General features: G+C 65.7%; 19 protein-coding genes. 2 read left to right on the top strand and 17 right to left on the bottom strand.

The annotated features are described in order from the left end of the window. Positions 1 to 20: 20 nt before the first annotated feature. Entirely contained in the window at positions 21 to 839 is an 819-nt protein-coding gene (locus ACFC4D_RS12140) for an alpha/beta fold hydrolase (RefSeq protein WP_376062757.1), read from the top strand. A gap of 2 nt (positions 840 to 841) precedes the next feature. Continuing rightward, positions 842 to 1,690, top strand: a complete 849-nt coding sequence (locus ACFC4D_RS12135; RefSeq protein ID WP_376062756.1) for an alpha/beta hydrolase — start codon at positions 842 to 844, stop codon at positions 1,688 to 1,690. Between the two features lie 9 nt (positions 1,691 to 1,699). Here the strand turns inward: ACFC4D_RS12135 and ACFC4D_RS12130 are convergent, their stop codons facing one another. The 17 genes from ACFC4D_RS12130 to ACFC4D_RS12050 all read right to left on the bottom strand — a co-directional run bounded on the left by ACFC4D_RS12130 (position 1,700) and on the right by ACFC4D_RS12050 (position 17,046). Further along, complete coding sequence (locus tag ACFC4D_RS12130; RefSeq protein ID WP_376062755.1) at positions 1,700 to 2,449, bottom strand: DUF6390 family protein; 750 nt, start codon at positions 2,447 to 2,449, stop codon at positions 1,700 to 1,702. Between the two features lie 5 nt (positions 2,450 to 2,454). Next, positions 2,455 to 3,483 carry a HoxN/HupN/NixA family nickel/cobalt transporter gene (locus tag ACFC4D_RS12125; protein WP_376063652.1) on the bottom strand — a complete coding sequence of 343 codons (1,029 nt, stop codon included), beginning with the start codon at positions 3,481 to 3,483 and terminating at the stop codon, positions 2,455 to 2,457. Between the two features lie 70 nt (positions 3,484 to 3,553). After that, a complete protein-coding gene (gene hypE, locus ACFC4D_RS12120) occupies positions 3,554 to 4,621 on the bottom strand; it encodes a hydrogenase expression/formation protein HypE (RefSeq protein ID WP_376062754.1) in 1,068 nt (355 codons plus the stop codon). A gap of 10 nt (positions 4,622 to 4,631) precedes the next feature. After that, positions 4,632 to 5,744 carry a hydrogenase formation protein HypD gene (hypD, locus tag ACFC4D_RS12115; protein WP_376062753.1) on the bottom strand — a complete coding sequence of 371 codons (1,113 nt, stop codon included), beginning with the start codon at positions 5,742 to 5,744 and terminating at the stop codon, positions 4,632 to 4,634. Further along, positions 5,741 to 6,076, bottom strand: a complete 336-nt coding sequence (locus tag ACFC4D_RS12110; RefSeq protein ID WP_376062752.1) for a HypC/HybG/HupF family hydrogenase formation chaperone — start codon at positions 6,074 to 6,076, stop codon at positions 5,741 to 5,743. Before ACFC4D_RS12110 ends, hypD begins: the two co-directional genes overlap by 4 nt. An 18-nt stretch (positions 6,077 to 6,094) precedes the next feature. Next, positions 6,095 to 8,515 (bottom strand): carbamoyltransferase HypF, encoded by a 2,421-nt coding sequence (hypF, locus tag ACFC4D_RS12105; protein ID WP_376062751.1) that lies wholly within the window; start codon positions 8,513 to 8,515, stop codon positions 6,095 to 6,097. After that, positions 8,512 to 8,754 carry a HypC/HybG/HupF family hydrogenase formation chaperone gene (locus ACFC4D_RS12100; RefSeq protein WP_375959563.1) on the bottom strand — a complete coding sequence of 81 codons (243 nt, stop codon included), beginning with the start codon at positions 8,752 to 8,754 and terminating at the stop codon, positions 8,512 to 8,514. The genes hypF and ACFC4D_RS12100 overlap by 4 nt, the downstream gene beginning before the upstream one ends. Positions 8,755 to 8,757: 3 nt before the next feature. Further along, complete coding sequence (locus tag ACFC4D_RS12095; protein ID WP_376062750.1) at positions 8,758 to 9,234, bottom strand: hydrogenase maturation protease; 477 nt, start codon at positions 9,232 to 9,234, stop codon at positions 8,758 to 8,760. A 1-nt stretch (position 9,235) separates the two neighbouring features. Next, on the bottom strand, positions 9,236 to 9,355 hold the full coding sequence (locus ACFC4D_RS12090) for a DUF6893 family small protein (protein ID WP_375959567.1): 120 nt from the start codon (positions 9,353 to 9,355) through the stop codon (positions 9,236 to 9,238). A gap of 15 nt (positions 9,356 to 9,370) precedes the next feature. Then, a complete protein-coding gene (locus ACFC4D_RS12085; protein WP_376062749.1) occupies positions 9,371 to 10,696 on the bottom strand; it encodes a hypothetical protein in 1,326 nt (441 codons plus the stop codon). Continuing rightward, positions 10,693 to 11,340, bottom strand: a complete 648-nt coding sequence (locus tag ACFC4D_RS12080) for a DUF6084 family protein (protein WP_376062748.1) — start codon at positions 11,338 to 11,340, stop codon at positions 10,693 to 10,695. Before ACFC4D_RS12080 ends, ACFC4D_RS12085 begins: the two co-directional genes overlap by 4 nt. Next, on the bottom strand, positions 11,340 to 11,972 hold the full coding sequence (locus ACFC4D_RS12075; protein WP_376062747.1) for a DUF5947 family protein: 633 nt from the start codon (positions 11,970 to 11,972) through the stop codon (positions 11,340 to 11,342). Before ACFC4D_RS12075 ends, ACFC4D_RS12080 begins: the two co-directional genes overlap by 1 nt. Beyond that, the gene (locus ACFC4D_RS12070) at positions 11,969 to 12,883 is read right to left on the bottom strand and encodes a NifU family protein (RefSeq protein ID WP_376062746.1); all 915 of its coding nucleotides are present in this window, start codon (positions 12,881 to 12,883) and stop codon (positions 11,969 to 11,971) included. Before ACFC4D_RS12070 ends, ACFC4D_RS12075 begins: the two co-directional genes overlap by 4 nt. Positions 12,884 to 12,912: 29 nt before the next feature. Further along, positions 12,913 to 14,709 carry a nickel-dependent hydrogenase large subunit gene (locus ACFC4D_RS12065; RefSeq protein ID WP_376062745.1) on the bottom strand — a complete coding sequence of 599 codons (1,797 nt, stop codon included), beginning with the start codon at positions 14,707 to 14,709 and terminating at the stop codon, positions 12,913 to 12,915. 10 nt (positions 14,710 to 14,719) lie between these two features. Next, positions 14,720 to 15,775, bottom strand: coding sequence for a hydrogenase expression protein HypE (locus ACFC4D_RS12060; RefSeq protein ID WP_375959579.1), 1,056 nt, complete (start codon positions 15,773 to 15,775; stop codon positions 14,720 to 14,722). A gap of 132 nt (positions 15,776 to 15,907) precedes the next feature. Continuing rightward, positions 15,908 to 16,714, bottom strand: a complete 807-nt coding sequence (gene hypB, locus ACFC4D_RS12055) for a hydrogenase nickel incorporation protein HypB (protein WP_376062744.1) — start codon at positions 16,712 to 16,714, stop codon at positions 15,908 to 15,910. Next, positions 16,672 to 17,046 (bottom strand): hydrogenase maturation nickel metallochaperone HypA, encoded by a 375-nt coding sequence (locus ACFC4D_RS12050; protein ID WP_376062743.1) that lies wholly within the window; start codon positions 17,044 to 17,046, stop codon positions 16,672 to 16,674. Before ACFC4D_RS12050 ends, hypB begins: the two co-directional genes overlap by 43 nt. Positions 17,047 to 17,085 lie beyond the last annotated feature (39 nt).

The following is a 17,085-nucleotide window of genomic DNA, read 5'->3' as shown; positions in this document are numbered from 1 at the left end:
CCAATTCGTAAGGAACCACCATGACAGCCGATACCCTGCGGACCGTACAGGTCGGCGCGAACGCCATCACCTACGACCGGCACGGCGATACCGCCAACCCGACGGTCGTACTGCTCAGCGGCTGGTGCCAGGACCATCGGCTCTTCGATCCGTTACTCCCGCATCTGATTTCGGACTTCGATGTGGTGCGAATCGACTGGCGCGGCCACGGCCTGGACCGCACGCCGGTGCCGGATTTCGGTCCGGCCGAACAAGCCACCGACACCCTCGCGGTCCTGGACGCTCTCGGCGTCGAGCGGTTCCTGCCGCTGTCCACCTCGCACGGCGGTTGGGCCAATATCGAGATCGCCGAGCGGGCTGGGCTGGCCCGGGTGGCGTCGGTGCTGGTGATCGACTGGATCATGACCGCGGCCTCGCCAGAATTCCTGGCCAGTCTGGACGCGGGGGCTGATCCCGACACCTGGCAGCAGGGCCGCGACGGACTCTTCGATATCTGGCTGGACGGCAGCGATAACGCCGCGGTGCGCAACCACGTGCGCAATGAGATGGCCGCTTTCGACTACGAGATGTGGGCGCGGTCGTGTCGCGTCATCAAAACCGCCTATCAGCACTGGGGCTCCCCGCTGGAGCGAATGGCAGCCATGTCTGAACAGCCGAGCATCAAACACCTGTTCTCACAGCCGACCACCGCGGACTACGCGCGGGCGCAGGAGGACTTCGAGTCGAGCCATCCATGGTTCTCGTACCGAAACCTGGGCGGCCCAACACATTTCCCGACCCTGGACTCTCCAGAGCCGGTGGCCGAGGAAATTCGTTCGGCCCACGCCAGGCTGGGCTGAGCATGTCCGATCCCGCGATCGATCTCGCCTACAACGTCCGAAACACGGTCTCGCCCAGCGTGTTTGATCGTGTCATCGCCGAATACCGCACTGCCTCGGACACAGCGGTAAGAGATCTGCCCGGACACCCCGGCATCGCCTACGACCCGCACAGCGACCAACTACTGGACGTGTGGGGCATCGGTGCGGGTCTGCGCCCGGTGCTCCTGGCCATCCACGGCGGCTATTGGCGACTGCTGTCGCGGCACGATACGGCGTTCATGGCGCGCACCCTCTCCGACCACGGAATCGCCACGGTGAGTGTGGATTACGGGCTCGCCCCGCACACACCGCTGGAGGAGATCATCCGTCAGGTGCGCGCGGCGGTCGCCTGGATCCACCACCGCGGCCGCGACTACGGTCTCGACCCCGATCGCATTGTGGTGGGTGGCAGTTCGGCGGGCGGACATCTCGCCGCGAGCACCATGATCGAGGGCTGGCACCGCGATTTCGACTTGCCCCGCAATGTAGTTCGCGCCGCACTGCCCATCAGCGGCCTGTTCGACATCCGTCCCCTGGTCGATTCCTTCGCCAACGAGTGGCTGACCCTCGATCCCGCTCGGGCCGCAGCCGCCAGCCCGCTGCTGTACGCCGACCGCCCCGGCCCGCCGTGCGTGGTCGCGGTCGCCGAACACGACGGTCAGGGGTTCCTGGACCAGAGCCGCGCCTTCCACGCCCGCTGGTCCGCCCACTCCCCCAGCCGCCTGCTGATCGTCCCGGAGCGCAATCACTACGACCTGTTCCTGGACCTCGCCGACCCGAACTCGCTGATGGCCAAGGCGCTGCTCGACCTCATCGCGGGAGCACGGTAGCGGGAGCCGCTAGCCGTGCGCGGGGCCGGATGAAAGTCGTTCGGCCAGTCGGCGATTGGTGACCATCAGTTGGTGCTCGGTACTGACTTGCAGAGCGTGCACCTGGGTGGGCTCGAGGCGGCCACAGAGCCGGTCCCAGTGGATGGCGACCTGATCGCCCGGCCGCACCGGGGGTACGGTGTCGAGGCCGTCGATCCCGGCGTGCCGGATCAACGGGTCCGAAAGCCACAGGGCACCCTGATCCCAGATCAGGGTGCGGGTGCGGATCGAGAGGTCGTCACCGTCGCGATGGGTGACGGTACCCCAATTGATACGGCAGTTGTCCAGCACGTGGACCGGATGCTCGTCCATGCCCCGACCGAGCAGTCGGGACCACGGGTAGACGCCGAAGACGTGGAAACAGTGATTGGCCGCTGTCTCGGAGGCCAGATCCGCTGTCAGGTGCGTCCAGTACTGTCCGGCCAGCGGGGTGATCATGGCGAGCAGCTTGGCCGTGAAGTCGTTCGGATCGAGCTGTGCGCCGATACCGCCTCCCAGCCAATAGGATTCGACGAGGCGGTAGTCCAGGGGATCGGCGATGCCGGTCATATCGGCCATCACCCGCAGGTAGGGCCAGGCGCCGGAGAAACGCCGGGCCAGGGCGCGCACCTGGTCGGGTGAGCCGGTGCGCAGGGCATCTGCTTCGGGTGGGCCGCAGTAGCCGAGGTGGTTGGGGGCGTGGGCGTAGCGGGCGAACATGTCGGTGCCTCGGGTGTCCATCAGTCTCACCGCTTCGGGGTGAGGTCGCGTTGCCAGCGGCCCTCGACGTCGCCGACGCGCCAGATGGTGATCGCGATGATCCAGGTCAGGGCGAACAGGGCGACGACGATGAAACCCATTGCGCCGAGGTCCAGGTTGCCGATCCAGGCGAGGGGGCCCGAGCCCACGTCGAGTTTGGTGGTGAGGATCGAGATGACTTCCTGCGCACCGATAAGCAGGGCCACCGCGACCGAGAGGCCCGTCACCACGATGTTGTAGTAGATCTTGCGGACCGGGTGGGCGAAGGCCCAGCCGTAGGCGTAGTTCATGAAAGCGCCGTCGAGGGCGTCGAAGAGGGACATACCCGCAGAGAACAGCACCGGGAGAACGAGAATCGAATACCAGGGCAGGTTGGTGGCGGCCGCGCCGCCCGCGATGACGAGCAAGCTCACCTCGGTGACGGTGTCGAAGCCGAGGCCGAACAGCACACCGACCGGGTACATCTGCCAGGGCTTGCGCACCGAACGCACCACCGGGCCGAAGATGCGGTTCGACGCGCCACGGGAATCCAGTTGGCGTTCGAGTTGAGCCTCGTCGTAGGCCCCGCGCCGCATTCGGCGGAATATGCGCCAGATCCCTATGAGGGATCCCAGATTCAGCAATCCGATCAGGATCAGGAAGGCACCCGAGACGCCGGTGCCGAATACGCCGGTCCAGCGTTGCAGGGCCGAGTCCTGATTCTCGATATTCGATGCGAGGGCCTTGACACCCATTGCGAGCAGGGCGACGAGAACGAAGACGACGGTGGAGTGACCCAGGGAGAACCAGAATCCGACGGTCAGCGGTTTCTGCTTGTCCGACAGCAGCTTTCGGGTCGTGTTGTCGATCGCTGCGATATGGTCGGCATCGAATGCGTGGCGCATGCCCAGGGTGTAGGCGGTGACGCCGAGACCGACGCCGAACACGGTGCCCTGTACCGCATAGTTGCCGGGCACTACCAGCAACAGCAGTGTTGCCCAACCGGCGATGTGCAGCGCGAGGATGGCGCAGCCCATTCCGGCGAGGCCAAGGCGCTGTCGCCGATCCAACCCCGCCCACGCGTCGCGCACCGAATCGCCGCCCGCCTCAACAGATCCGGGGCAGTTGCTCACCGGCGGGCAGCGCGACCACCCGCGTGCCGCCCAAGGCGGTGCGGGCCACCACCATGCCCGGATGCTCCGCGACGCAGACGCCGATCGCCTCGGCGCGGGCACCGAGGGGATGCGCGCGCATCGCGGCCAGCACGCGGTCGGCCTCCTCGGGTGCGACGAAGGCGATCAGTTTGCCCTCATTGGCCACGTACATCGGATCCAACCCGAGCAGCCCGCACGCGTCGCGCACCTCGGCGGGGACCGGAAGCTTCCTCTCATCCAGTGCGACACCGACTTTCGCGACTCCGGCGATCTCGTTGAGGGTGGCGGCCACGCCGCCGCGGGTCGGATCGCGCAGTACGTGCACATCCGCGCCGGTGGCGAGCATCGCGGCGACCAGACCGTTCAGCGGAGCGGTATCGCTGACCACCGTCGTGCCGAAATCCAGGCCCTCGCGGCAGCTCATGACTGCGACACCGTGCACGCCGATATCGCCGCTGACGATCACGACATCGCCCGGGGTGGCCCGCTGCGGGCGGATGTCAACACCGTCGTCGACGATTCCGATCCCTGCGGTATTGATGAAGATGCCGTCACCGTGACCCGAATCGACGACCTTGGTGTCACCGGTGACGAGTTTGACCCCGGCCGCGAGCGCGGCGGTGCCCAATGCCTTTGCGATATGGGCGATATCGGCCAGGGCAGTGCCCTCCTCCAGGATGAAGGCGGTGGAGAGCACCATCGGCCGCGCACCGGACATGGCCAGATCGTTGACCGTGCCGTTGACCGCGAGATCGCCGATGGAACCACCGGGGAACACCAGCGGCTTCACCACGAACGAATCGGTCGAGAACGCCAATCGTGCACCGCCCAAAGTGATTACGGCGGAGTCGCCCATTCCGGCCTCGGCGGCCGATCCGAAGGCGGGCAGGAACAGGTGCTCGATCAGCTCACCCGACATCGCGCCGCCGCCGCCATGTCCCATCACGATATTGGGTGAATCCCGCAGTGGCAGCGGGCAGACCCAGTTGCCCATGTCGACCGCCGGGATAGCGATCGGCATTGCCATATCGTCAGGCATGAGCCACCTCCGCCGGTTGATCCAGACGCCGATACAGGTAGTACGCGGCACACGCGCCTTCGGAGGACACCATGGTGGCGCCCAGCGGATTTCGCGGCGTGCACTCCTTGCCGAAGGCCGCGCACTCGTGCGGTTTGATCAGGCCCTGGAGTACCTCGCCGGATCGGCAGATCGAGGATTCCTCGGTGTGCATATCGCCCACCGCGAACCGCCGTTCCGCGTCGAATTGCCGGTAGCGCTCCGAGAGCCGCCATCCGCTCAGCGGTATCACGCCGATACCGCGCCAGGCCCGGTCGGTCACTTCGAAGACATCGCGCAGCATGGCTTTCGCGGCCGGATTGCCCTCGGTCATCACCGCGCGCGGATAGGCGTTCTCCAACTCGTGCCTGCCCGATTCGAGTTGAATGACGGTGCGGCGGATGCCTTCCAGGATGTCGAGCGGTTCGAAGCCGGTGACCACCATCGGCACCCGGTATTTCTCGGCCAGCGGCGGATACTCGTCGGTGCCCATCACGCTGCACACATGCCCGGCCGCGAGGAAACCCTGTACCCGGCAGGTCGGCGATTCCATGATGGCGGCGATGGCGGGCGGCACCAGCACATGCGAGACCAGCAGCGAGAAGTTCTCGATACCCAGCCTTTTCGCCTGATAGACGGTCATCGCGTTGGCCGGCGCGGTGGTCTCGAAGCCGATGCCGAAGAACACCACCTGCCGGTCCGGATTCTCCCGGGCGATGGTGAGCGCGTCGAGCGGTGAGTAGACCACCCGCACATCGCCGCCCTCGCTCTTGACGTGGAACAGATCCTTCTCGCTGCCGGGCACCCGCAGCATGTCACCGAAGGAGCAGAAGATCACCCCGGGTCGCGCGGCGATCGCCAAGGCTTTGTCGATCACCTCGAGCGGGGTGACGCAGACCGGGCAACCCGGTCCGTGGATCATCTCGATCTGATCGGGCAGCAGCTGGTCGATGCCGTGCCGGATGATCGAATGTGTCTGGCCGCCACAGACTTCCATGATCGCCCAGCGCCTGGTGGTGACGGCGCGGATCTGTTCGAGCAGTTTCCCCGCCAGATCCGGATTGCTGAACTCGTCGAGATACTTCATGGCGTCACCTCTGTATCGGTTTGTGGCCGTGCGGGATCGGCGGTGCTGGGATCGGCCAGGCCCGCCTGTTTGGCGGCCAGGGCGAATCCATCGCCGAATTCCTCCTTCAGCACACCCAGGTGCTCGAATTCGGCCAATGTCCGCAGCGCGGACTCCTCGTCGAGCCGCTGGATGGCGAACCCCACGTGCACCACCACGTAGTCGCCGATGGCGGCGTCCGGAATGTATTGCAGGCATACGTCTTTGCGCACTCCGCCGAAGTCGACGACGGACATCAGCGTGCCGTCGCGCTCCTGCAGGCTGAGCACCTTCCCTGGAACTGCCAGGCACATAATCGGCTCTCCTCTCGCTCAGCCCGCACTCGCGGCAAGGATCTGCCCGAACGCGAGTCCACCATCGTTCGGCGGCAGCCGCCGATGACTCAGGACATGAAATCCGTTCTCCTCCAGTAGTGCTCGTGACTGCGAGAGCAGTAGGGCGTTCTGGAAGACGCCGCCGGACAGGGCGACGGTTCGCGATTCACCGGCGCAGATGATCGCCAGCTCCAGCACGAGATGTGCGACAGCTCGATGGAAACGCGCACCGATCAGCCCGGGGTCCACGCTCGCGACGGCGTCGGCCACGACGGCCGCGAGCACCGGCGCGGGATCGATGGCGATCGGATCGGCGGCACGGTCGATTCCGAATCGATAGCCCGAGATATCCGGGCTGACTGCCGAATCGACAACGCGTGCCAGGCCCTCCAGTTCGATCGCCGCCTGGGCCTCGTAGTCGGCGATATGGCGCACACCGGCCAGTGCGGACACCGCGTCGAACAATCGGCCCATGCTCGAGGTCGGAACACAACCGAGTCCGGTCGCGAATTGATGTGCCAGCACTCGCCTTTCGCGCGGTGGGCAAGCCGCCACCGCGGGAATATCGGCCGACCATTCGATGCCCGCGGCCCATAGATGGGCCAGCGCCATGCGATAAGGCCGCTGCACACTGACATCGCCACCGGCCAGCGGTACGTACGCCAGGTGCGCGAGACGTCGGAAGCCCTTGTAGCCCGTCAACAGCACCTCACCGCCCCACACCGCACCGTCGGGGCCGAATCCTGTTCCGTCGAAAGCGAATCCGACCACGGTGGCCGATTCGCCGAGTCCGTGCTCCCCCATCACAGCCGCAATATGGGCGTGGTGATGCTGCACCGTGCGCACGGGCCGGTTTCCAGCGCGCTGACGCGCCCAGGCGGTGGAGCGGTAGAGCGGATGCGCGTCGGCCGCGAGATGTTCCGGGCGCACGCCGGTGAGCTCCTCCAGGTGCCGCTCGGCGTCATCGAAGGCGCGCAGGGTATCCAGATCGTCCATATCGCCGATGTGCTGACTCAGCCAGGCGTAGCGGCCGTCCGCGACCGCGCAGGTGTTCTTCAGGTCGCCGCCGACCGCGAGGGTGGGCGGCACCGCGAACGGAAGCGCCACGGGCAGGGGCGCGTAACCGCGCGATCGGCGGATCGGCAGTTCGGTCCCGTCCACCATGCGGACCACCGAGTCATCACACGGGACGAGGATGCGGCGATCGTGCGAGAGCCAGCCGTCGGCGAGTTCGGCCAGTCGGGTACGTGCGTCCGCGTCGTCGTAGCAGATCGGTTCGCCGCCGAGATTGCCCGAGGTCATGACGAGCACCCGCGGGCCGGGATCGTCACCGGCGCAGCCGAAGAGCAGTACGTGTAGCGGGGTGTAGGCGATCATGACGCCGAGATCCGGATTGCGGGGCGCGACCGAAGCGGCCAATGCCCGGTCCTTGCGGGCAAGTAGCACGATCGGGCGCTGCGGCCCGCTCAGTAGAGCGGCGCTCGAGTCATCGACCTCGACGATGCTGCGGGCGGTGGCCAGATCGGGCACCATGACGGCGAATGGCTTGTCCCCGCGCCGCTTTCGGCGGCGCAGCTCGGCTACCGCGGTCTCGTCGGCGGCGTCGCAGGCCAGGTGATAGCCGCCGATACCCTTGACAGCGAGAATCCCGCCGGCGCGCAATAGCTCTCGCGCCTGCCGCAGGGCCGCGGCGCCGGAGGGCGATGAGCCCGGCAGGGTGTGGTCGACCGGGCCACGGTGTCGGGCGCGCGCGGCCCCCGAACCCGGTGCGGGCACGCCCCCCGGATCCGGTGCGGGCACGGTTCTCGAAACCGTTTCGGGCACGGCGGCACTCGACGACCGCGCGACAAACATAAGGGTCGGCCCGCAGTCGGGGCACGCGATCGGCTGGGCGTGAAAACGCCGGTCCGTGGGATCGGCGTATTCGGCCGCGCACCGCTCGCACATGACGAAGTCGGCCATCGAGGTGCGGTCACGGTCGTACGGCAGGCTCGCGATAATGGTGAAGCGCGGACCACAGTTGGTGCAGTTGATGAACGGGTGGCGGTAGCGGCGATTGCCCGGATCCTGCAGTTCGCGAGCGCAATCCGCGCACATCGCGACATCCGGTGAGGCCAGGGTGCGGCCACCGCCGGTGCGCGAGGTGTCGCCGATATGGAATCCGGTGCCGCCGCGGACCGCGATATCGTTTTCGCGCACGGATTCGACGACGGCCAGCGGTGGCGGCTGCTCGCGTACGCGGCGCGCGAACTCGTCCAAATCCGCCGGCGCGCCCTCGACTTCGATGATTACGCCCGCACTGTCATTGGAGACGCTGCCCGACAACGCCAATTCGGCCGCGGTGGTGTAGACGAACGGCCGGAACCCGACGCCCTGCACCACGCCCGCGACCAGCAGTCGCCGCCGAGCGCGTGTCATGGTTCGTCACCGCTGCCGAGCAGGCGCAGTCCGGCCATGGCCGCGGTCGCGCCCGCCTCGTCGGTCTTCTCGATCACGAAGCCCATATGGATGATCACCCAGTCGCCGGGACGGGCCGGATCATCCTCCAGCAGACCGATATTGACCTTCCGCTTCTCCCCCGAGACATCGACCAGGGCGACCTGATTGTGGTACCCGTCCAGGATCTCGACGACGCGTCCGGGAATGCCGAGGCACATGATTCACTCCTGCTCTCGGGTGGCCAGCAGATCGCACAGCACCCGATCCACCGCCGCGACCGCGCGAATGACCGCCGCCGCGACCGGTTCGGACAAACCCATGCGCTCATCGACCGATTCGACCTGGCAGCCGATGACCACGGTGCGCGGCAGCTGGCCGCCGAGCGCCCGCACACCGGCGAATACGGCCTCCGGATTCATGGCGTGGGCGTCCATCCGCGCCACATCGGACTCGCTCGGTTCGGGGACGAAGATCGTGATCTCACCGGGCGCACCGCGATTCGGTATCGCGTCGATGAGCACCAGGGCCGCACACGGGTCCAGCAGGTCGTAGGCCAGGTGCATCCCGCGGATCCCGTAATCGACCACGCGCACCGCGCTATCGGGGTGCGGCGGCAATCGCCGCACCACTTCCGGTCCGAATCCGTCGTCGCCGAGGAAGATATTGCCGATCCCGGCGACCAGCACCCGTTCGGTCATCTCACATGTGGCGAATCTTCAAGTAGCGCCGCAGGTCCGGTATCGAGCGCACGCCGACGTACAGACCGGCCACCACGACCACTCCGACCACGACGGTGGCGATCACTCCCACTGCTTCCATGATGAAAACTTCCCTTCATTCCTCTGGGCTGTTGACGGGCTCGACCTCGTCCGGGGCGAAATACAGGTAGCGGCCATACCATTCGTGCAGATCCGCGGCCGGGTCGTTCTCGATGACAACACCGATGTGAGCCTGACCGTCAACGTCCTCGTGCACCGAGGTGACCCGGGCGAGCTGACCGGCGAAGAACAGGTCCTGCGCGTCGGCGCGCCGGGACGGATGCAGTCGTACCCGGGTGCCCCTGCTGACGCGAACGCCGTTGACCGACACCGCATCCGACTCCGGGGCGACCGCATTGTCCGCGAGCGGATCCCACCAGTCGATGCCGTCCGGGATCTCCGGGATCAGGCGTGGTTCGCCGAGGTGCGGATCGCGCAGCACCCCGTGCAGCTGTTGCATCGATTCCGGGGTCATGGCATCGCAGCGGTCGATGATCTGTGCCGCACGGGGATCGGTGGCGCGCGCCTGCGCCTTCTCCGCGTCGGTCATGGTCATCACGCGCAAGGTCAGGATCTCGTCGATCTCGGTGGAATCGAACAGCGCGCCCTCGCTCTGTTCGGCGATCTCGGGATAGTCGTAGAGGATGATCGGGGAGATCAGCAGGGTGCTGCGATCCCCGGGTGTGCCCGCAAGAACAGGGAAGCAGCGATGGTGCGCACAGCGCGATACGGCGGCAGCGGCGGCGGGTTCGGGTTCCAGCAGCGAAATGAACTGTGCTCCTTCGAGTTCGGCGATCACATGAGCGCCGATGAAGGAGCGGGCGATGGCATCTCGGGTGTCGGCCGCCGACCGGCCGGTGTTGCGAACCCGCACTGTCACTCGCAGATACGGACCGTCGGACTCGACACTGGTGCTGAGCTCCCCGGTCAAGGGAAGGCGCGTGCGCACCAACCGTCCGGCCGGATCTCCTTCGGCGTCCGGAATCTGCTCGGTCTCGGTGCTGCCGGACACGGTGAGCGGCTGGGTCGCATTGCTCAGGGGCATTGGCCCGAACGCGATTTCGGCCTCGACGGCTTCGTCCCAGGTGATCCAGGACCGCGCGCCGACGGTGAGTTCGTCAACCGGTATCCCAGCCGAGTCCTGTGCTTCGCGCCGCTGCAGATGCAGGAAGCGGACCGCCAGGCGAATGGACGCGCGCATGCCCGCCTCGATCACGCATTGCGCCGAGATCTCGGAGTCCTCGCCGAGCCCATCTCGTGCCGCGCCGTCGGGACCAAGCACCCCGAACTGCCACCGGGACTGGTTCTTTCGCGAACTGGCCCGATAGGGATAGAGCAGATAGCCCTCGTACAGCACCGCGTCCGCGACGGCGCGCACGGCGGCCGAGCCGGGGGCGCTCACGACGGCTCCTGAGCACCGGCGAGCAACGCGGTCACCGTGTCATCGAAGCCGAGTAGCCCGTGGCTGGATTTGTACGCGGCAAGCGCCGCCAGGGTCTCCGCGCCCAGGCGCACATATCCGGAGTTCGGGAAATGCGCCGCCACCACGTCTCGCCACACCGAGACCGGCATATCGAACTTGTCGTCGCGATCCCACGGAATCTGCTGCACCGCGAAACCGGTTGCGCCCTTGAAGAATACGGTCCCGCTGAACAGAAACAGCAGCGGCACCGTGCCCTCACGCAGAGCGTGCAGGTATTTGGATCCGGTCACTTCGAAGTCGTAGGTGACCGGCATCGGCAGATCGACCTCGGTGCCGCCGTTGAAGCCGGGAATCATAGTGGCGCAATGCATCCAGAGAAACGACCGCTGGGTGTCGCGCCAGCGTTCGCGCGGTCCGAACAGATCGACCAGGCCGCCGCTCTCGGCATCGGTGTAGGAGCGGCGATACGGTTCGATGCGCACCTGAGCCCGCAATGCGATGGCGTGCACCGGTTCCTCACCCAGAGCGGCGATTCCGACGCGCGCGGACAGAATCGGCGCGACCGCGTACGGCTCGGGCGCGATGTCCAGGACCGCGAAGGTGGTGGAGTAGACCGGGCTCATCACGCGCCGCCGGGGCGGGCGCGCGCGGATACCGCGGCGAAGAATTCGTCCATATAGCGGTGCACGTCCTGCCCGCCGTCGAAGCCGCGCCACAGCGTCCGCATTCGGCCAACGAATTCATAGCAGGCGTCGATCGGCAACAGCAGGCATGTGGCTGCGGCCGTACCGCGTTCGGGCACCCGGATGAGCAGTGCCTCGACATCGGCCGCGAGCACATCGATCTCGGGATGGCGCTCACGGACCGCACTCCATTCCTGCAGGGGCAGTTCGGATTCCGTCGCACCCGCGGGTCCGGGATAGAACGCGACGGTGCGATCGAGCGCGGAATTGTGGAAGAAGAACGCCAGCCCGACCGGAATATCGAGCGCGTCCCACTCCCCCTGGCTGATGGTGAAGTCCGGGAACGACAGGTAGCGATCGGGTACGGCCCGATAGCGCAGCGCGGCGTTGCCGTCGATGAACAGCAGATAGCAGGCGCGACATACGCACATGAGCTGTCTGCCTTCGACATTCACCACATGTTGGTGCGCGTCGGCGATCGTCTCCGCGCACATCTCACACCGCTCGCCCGCGGGTACGGCGGGCTTGCGATCGGCGGTGATGCGCCGCAATACCTGGAAGGGTGAACTCATCCGCTCACCCCCAGGGGCACCGCGACCGATAGCTCACCGGAACGAACCAGCACGGGCAGCGGTTCGAGGTGACCGTCGCCGTCGATGCGCGTACCGGCGTGCACGGCGTCGAAATGCGCACGGCACGTGGGACATCGCAGTACCGCGTCGCCGACCGGGTAGCCGGGGCGGCGGTGCAGGACCGCACCGGCCAGCGAGGTGTCGCAGGCCGGACACCGGTCACGGTAGGCGAACAGCTCCTCCCCGACCCGGCAGGCCAGGATGGGCAGTCCGGCAATCGCGAAACCGCCCACCTCACCCGGATTCAACTGCGCCAGTTCCGGTACGGCGATCCAGCTGCCCCCGGCCTGACCGTTCGCATGCACGCGCGAGAACAGCGAGTCGGCGGCGATCAATCCGCTCGTCGATTCCGCCTGTGCCGCGGCGACTTCGATGGATTCGATCTCCGGGGCCGCGGCGCGCACGGCATCCTCGACCGCCAGCTCCAGGGTGACCGACGAAGACGGGCAGGTGCGGCAGCTACCCGAAAGTTCCAGCCGCACCACGCCTTCGGCGACACCGAGCAGTGTGACATCGCCGCCGTGCGAGCCGAGGTACGGCCGCACGCTGTCGAGGGCCGTCTGCACCCGGCGATGCACATCGTGCGGGTGCAGACCGTGCACCAGCAGCAGGCTCGCCACCAGATCGTCCTCGGCGATCCGGTCGACACTGTGCGCGTCGATCAGGCCCAGCATCCGTTCCAGCGCCGCGCCGTACAGGTCGGCGACTTCGCGCACCAACTGTTCGGCCCGCTCGCGAGCGACCGCGCCGCCCGCGGAGCTGGCGTCCAGCAGCGTCTCGATGCGCTCACCCGCGGCGCGCCAATGGTTCTCGTCGAAGCCGCCGTCTCGGTCCCCCGGGCGATTCTCCACTTCAGCTCTCCCCTCGCCCGGCGCGCCGCTCACTCCGCGGTGAGCGTCTGTGTCGGTGAGTGCAGCTTCTCCAGCGTTTTGCCCTCGCCGAGATACATGTGCACACCGCAGGGCAGACAGGGATCGAAACTGCGCACCGTGCGCATGATGTCGATGCCCTTGAAATGCTCGCGATCGTTCTCCTCGAAGATCGGCTGACCCTGCACCGCGTCCTCGTACGGTCCCGGCGTGCCGAAACTGTCGCGCGGGTTGGCATTCCACGGCGTCGGCGGATACGGGTGATAGTTCGCGATCTTGCCATCCCGGATCACCATGTGATGCGAGAGCACCCCACGCACGGCCTCGGTGAAACCGCAGCCGATGGCCTCGTCCGGCACCTCGAACTTCTCCCAGGTCTTGGTGCGACCCGCGCGGATCTCCACCAGCGCCTGTTCGGCGAAATGCAGTGCGCACGCGGCCGCATACGCCTGGAAGTAGGTGCGCGCCCGATTGCGCTCGAGGGTATTGCTGCCGAATACCGGGATCTGCCATTCGAAACTGACCGGGCCCTTGAGCGCGGTCTTGGGCAGGTTGATCTGCACACTGTGCCCGGTGGACTTCACGTAGCCGATATCGACCAGACCGGCCAGCGCCGTCGACCACAGCCGGGCCAGTGGCCCGCCGCCGGTGTCGAGCGCCAGGTGATCCTGCCCGTCGTACCAGCGCGGTGACATCACCCAGCTGTACTTGTCGTCCATATCCCGCTTCTGCGGCTTGGGATTGGTGTGCTGGTTCCAGGGGTGCCGCCGGTCCACCGGATTGCCCAGCGGATCGGTCTTGACGAACATCTCCTGATCGGTCCAGTCGTCGTAATACGAACTGCCCAAAAGGATTCGGATGCCCAGGTTGATATCGACCAGCGAGGTGGTGACGAGTTTGCCGTCCACCACCACACCCGGGGTCACGAACATCCGGTTGCCCCAGTTCTCCATATCCTTGTAGGCGAAATTGCAGACCGCGGGATCCTGGAACGAACCCCAGCAGCCGAGCAGGGTGCGGCGCAGACCCACCTGGTCATAGCCCGGCAGGGCCTCGTAGAAGAAGTCGAACAGATCGTCGTGCATGGGCACGACCTTCTTCATGAACTCCACGTACCGCATCAGGCGGGACATATAGTCGGTCATCAACTGGATGGTCGCGACCGTGCCCACACCGCCGGGATACAGCGTCGAAGGATGCACGTGCCTGCCCTCCATGAGGCAGAACATCTCGCGCGTATATCGACTGACCTGCAACGCTTCTCGATAGAACTCGCCGGTGAACGGGTTCAGCGCGCGCATGATGTCGGCGATCTTGCGATAGCCGTGTTCGCCCGCGTGCGGGGCGTCGGTGTTCTCGGCCTTGGCCAGCACGCCGGGATTGGTCTCGGCGACCATCCGCTCGCAGAAGTCAACGCCGACAAGGTTTTCCTGGAAGATATTGTGATCGAACATGTACTCGGCGGCCTCGCCGAGATTGACGATCCATTCGCCCAGATGCGGGGGCTTCACCCCATACGCCATGTTCTGGCAATAGCAGGAGCAGGTGGCGTGATTGTCACCGCAGATCCCGCAAATGCGGCTGGTGATGAAATGCGCGTCGCGAGGATCCTTGCCGCGCATGAAGATCGAGTAACCGCGGAAGATCGACGAGGTGCTGTGACACTCGACCACCTCACGATTCTCGAAATCGATTTTCGTGTAAATGCCCAGGCTGCCGACGATTCGGGTGATCGGATCCCACGCCATTTCGACGAGACTGTCGGGGTCGATCTTTCGGTGCGACGGCTCCGGAATGATCTGTGTCATGGAGCTTCTCCTACCAGGTGCGCGACGCGCCGGTTTCCAGCTTTTCGCCCTTATGCCGCCAGCGCGGCTCTTTGTCGACCGTGCGACCGGTGATATGGCGCAGATTGCGGATCACCGATCCGTAGAGACCCGAGGCCGTGGACGACAATTTCCCGCCGGGCGGTTCGTCCATGAAAGGCATGAATTTGTCCGGGAATCCGGGCATGGTGCAGCCGATGCAGATACCGCCCACATTCGGGCAACCGCCGACGCCGTTGATCCAACCGCGTTTGGGCACATTGCATTTCACCACCGGACCCCAACAGCCCAGTTTCACAATGCATTTCGGCGATCCGTACTCGGTGGCGAATTCGCCCTGCTCGTAGTAGCCCGCCCGATCACAGCCCTCGTGCACGGTAGCGCCGAACAGCCACTTGGGCCGCAACGCTTCGTCCAGGGGGATCATCGGGGCCTGGCCCGTTGCCATATACAGCAGGTAGGTCAGGGTTTCGGACAGATTGTCGGGCTGGATCGGGCAGCCGGGCACACAGACGATCGGTATGCCCGCCTTGCTCTTCCACTCCCAGCCCAGGTAGTCCGGAACACCCATGGCGCCGGTGGGATTGCCCGCCATGGCGTGGATGCCGCCGTAGGTCGCACAGGTGCCGACCGCGACCACCGCGGTCGCTTTGGGCGCGAGCCGGTCCAGCCATTCGCTGGTGGTCATGGGCTGTCCGGTGGCCGGATCATTTCCGAATCCGCACCAGTAGCCCTCCTCGTGCAATTTCTCATTCGGTATAGAGCCCTCGACAACGAGGACGAACGGCTCCAATTCGCCGCGATCGGCTTTGAAGAACCATTCGAGGAAGTCATCGGCGCCGCCGGTGGGTCCGCATTCGAAATCGATGAGCGGCCAGTGCACGGCGATTTTCGGTAACCCCGGGAGCGCACCGAGTGCGATCTCTTCGATGCTCGGCTGCGTGGCGGCAGTCAACGCCACAGAGTCACCGTCACAACTGAGGCCGGCATTGATCCACAAAACGTGAATCAGCGTTTCTTCGGCTTTGACTGCTTCCTGAGTAGGCACGGAAGCCACCCTTCTGGAGCATGAACACGCGGGCGGTGACCTCTCGCTGCTTGGAAGATCATCACCGGACGTGACCCCGATCACACGAGTCTATGCCCGCGTGTCGGCGTGATCAAGGCCGGTCGGAGCAACTTATCCGCGCTCCTTCGCCAGCCACGCATACCAGGCCGAAATACCCTTTCCGGTGGTCACCGACATCGGCAGAATTTCTACACCGGGGTTCACCGAGAGCGCGTATTCGCGGCATTTCTCCAGGTCGAAGTCCACATAGGGAAGTAAATCAGTCTTGTTTACGATGACGAGTCCGGCGGCTGCGAACATGTGTGGATATTTCAGCGGTTTGTCGGTTCCCTCGGTCACCGAGATGACTACGACCTTGCTCCGCTCACCCAGGTCGAACAGCGCGGGGCACACCAGGTTCCCGACATTCTCCACGAACAGCAGTGTGCCGTCGGCGGGCGCGAGGGTGTCCAGGGCACGGTGCATCATCTCCGCGTCGAGGTGGCAGCCCGCACCGGTGTTGATCTGCACGACGGGGCACCCGGTCGCCTTGATCCGCTGCGCATCGAGCAGGGTCTCCTGATCGCCCTCGATCACCGCGATCGGTGCGGGACCGAACTCGCGGATGGTGCGCTCTAGCAGAGACGTCTTACCTGCCCCGGGCGAGCTGGTCATATTGAACGCCACGATATTTCGCTGTTCGAGCCATTGCCGATTACTTGCCGCGAGCAGGTCGTTCTTGGCCAGGATCTTCTGTTCCAGGGTGATCGTCTCGGTCACCGGCAGGTGCACGTGATCCGCCCCGTGTTCATGGCTGTGCCCACCGTGTTCATGATCGTGCCCGCCCTGTTCGTGATCATGATCGTGCCCCGCACCGTGCTCGTGCGGGATCGTGATCATGGCCGCGTTGTCGTTGCCGCATCCGCAGGTTGCACACATTCTTCGCTCACTTCCATCGACCGGATTCTGAGTTCCCGCCCGGAGGTCACCTCGAGATCGGCACTTCCACAGGGGCACAACAGAATCAGATCCGCCAGTGTGAAGTCCGCGCCGCAGGAACGGCAGTGCGCCGCGCCCGGAACCAGCTCGATCTCGAGCGTGGCTCCGGCGGCGACGGTGTCCTCGGTGGCGAGTTCGAAACAGAACCGCATGGCATCGGGAAGAACGGCGCAGAGGGCACCGACCGCGACGGTGACGCTGTACACCGTCCGGCCCGCCGCGTGCTCACACACCGCGGCAACAACGCTCTCGGTGATCGCCATCTCGTGCATCGCAGGCCTCGTCAGGTCGAAGGACCATCTCCGAGGCTA

The sequence above is a fragment of the Nocardia sp. NPDC056000 genome (assembly GCF_042269265.1).
Classification (GTDB): Bacteria; Actinomycetota; Actinomycetes; order Mycobacteriales; family Mycobacteriaceae; genus Nocardia.
Note: the sequence above shows the minus strand (reverse complement) of the source record. Positions and strands in the feature narration are given on the sequence as shown.

What these genes read in the sequence shown, in the direction of transcription:
- ACFC4D_RS12140 (WP_376062757.1), top strand. Translation starts at nt 21, where the DNA reads ATGACAGCCGATACCCTGCGGACCGTACAGGTCGGCGCGAACGCCATC.
- ACFC4D_RS12135 (WP_376062756.1), top strand. Translation starts at nt 842, where the DNA reads ATGTCCGATCCCGCGATCGATCTCGCCTACAACGTCCGAAACACGGTC.
- ACFC4D_RS12130 (WP_376062755.1), bottom strand. Translation starts at nt 2,449, where the DNA reads ATGGACACCCGAGGCACCGACATGTTCGCCCGCTACGCCCACGCCCCC.
- ACFC4D_RS12125 (WP_376063652.1), bottom strand. Translation starts at nt 3,483, where the DNA reads ATGGGCTGCGCCATCCTCGCGCTGCACATCGCCGGTTGGGCAACACTG.
- hypE (WP_376062754.1), bottom strand. Translation starts at nt 4,621, where the DNA reads ATGCCGATCGCTATCCCGGCGGTCGACATGGGCAACTGGGTCTGCCCG.
- hypD (WP_376062753.1), bottom strand. Translation starts at nt 5,744, where the DNA reads ATGAAGTATCTCGACGAGTTCAGCAATCCGGATCTGGCGGGGAAACTG.
- ACFC4D_RS12110 (WP_376062752.1), bottom strand. Translation starts at nt 6,076, where the DNA reads ATGTGCCTGGCAGTTCCAGGGAAGGTGCTCAGCCTGCAGGAGCGCGAC.
- hypF (WP_376062751.1), bottom strand. Translation starts at nt 8,515, where the DNA reads ATGACACGCGCTCGGCGGCGACTGCTGGTCGCGGGCGTGGTGCAGGGC.
- ACFC4D_RS12100 (WP_375959563.1), bottom strand. Translation starts at nt 8,754, where the DNA reads ATGTGCCTCGGCATTCCCGGACGCGTCGTCGAGATCCTGGACGGGTAC.
- ACFC4D_RS12095 (WP_376062750.1), bottom strand. Translation starts at nt 9,234, where the DNA reads ATGACCGAACGGGTGCTGGTCGCCGGGATCGGCAATATCTTCCTCGGC.
- ACFC4D_RS12090 (WP_375959567.1), bottom strand. Translation starts at nt 9,355, where the DNA reads ATGGAAGCAGTGGGAGTGATCGCCACCGTCGTGGTCGGAGTGGTCGTG.
- ACFC4D_RS12080 (WP_376062748.1), bottom strand. Translation starts at nt 11,340, where the DNA reads ATGAGCCCGGTCTACTCCACCACCTTCGCGGTCCTGGACATCGCGCCC.
- ACFC4D_RS12075 (WP_376062747.1), bottom strand. Translation starts at nt 11,972, where the DNA reads ATGAGTTCACCCTTCCAGGTATTGCGGCGCATCACCGCCGATCGCAAG.
- ACFC4D_RS12065 (WP_376062745.1), bottom strand. Translation starts at nt 14,709, where the DNA reads ATGACACAGATCATTCCGGAGCCGTCGCACCGAAAGATCGACCCCGAC.
- hypB (WP_376062744.1), bottom strand. Translation starts at nt 16,714, where the DNA reads ATGTGTGCAACCTGCGGATGCGGCAACGACAACGCGGCCATGATCACG.
- ACFC4D_RS12050 (WP_376062743.1), bottom strand. Translation starts at nt 17,046, where the DNA reads ATGCACGAGATGGCGATCACCGAGAGCGTTGTTGCCGCGGTGTGTGAG.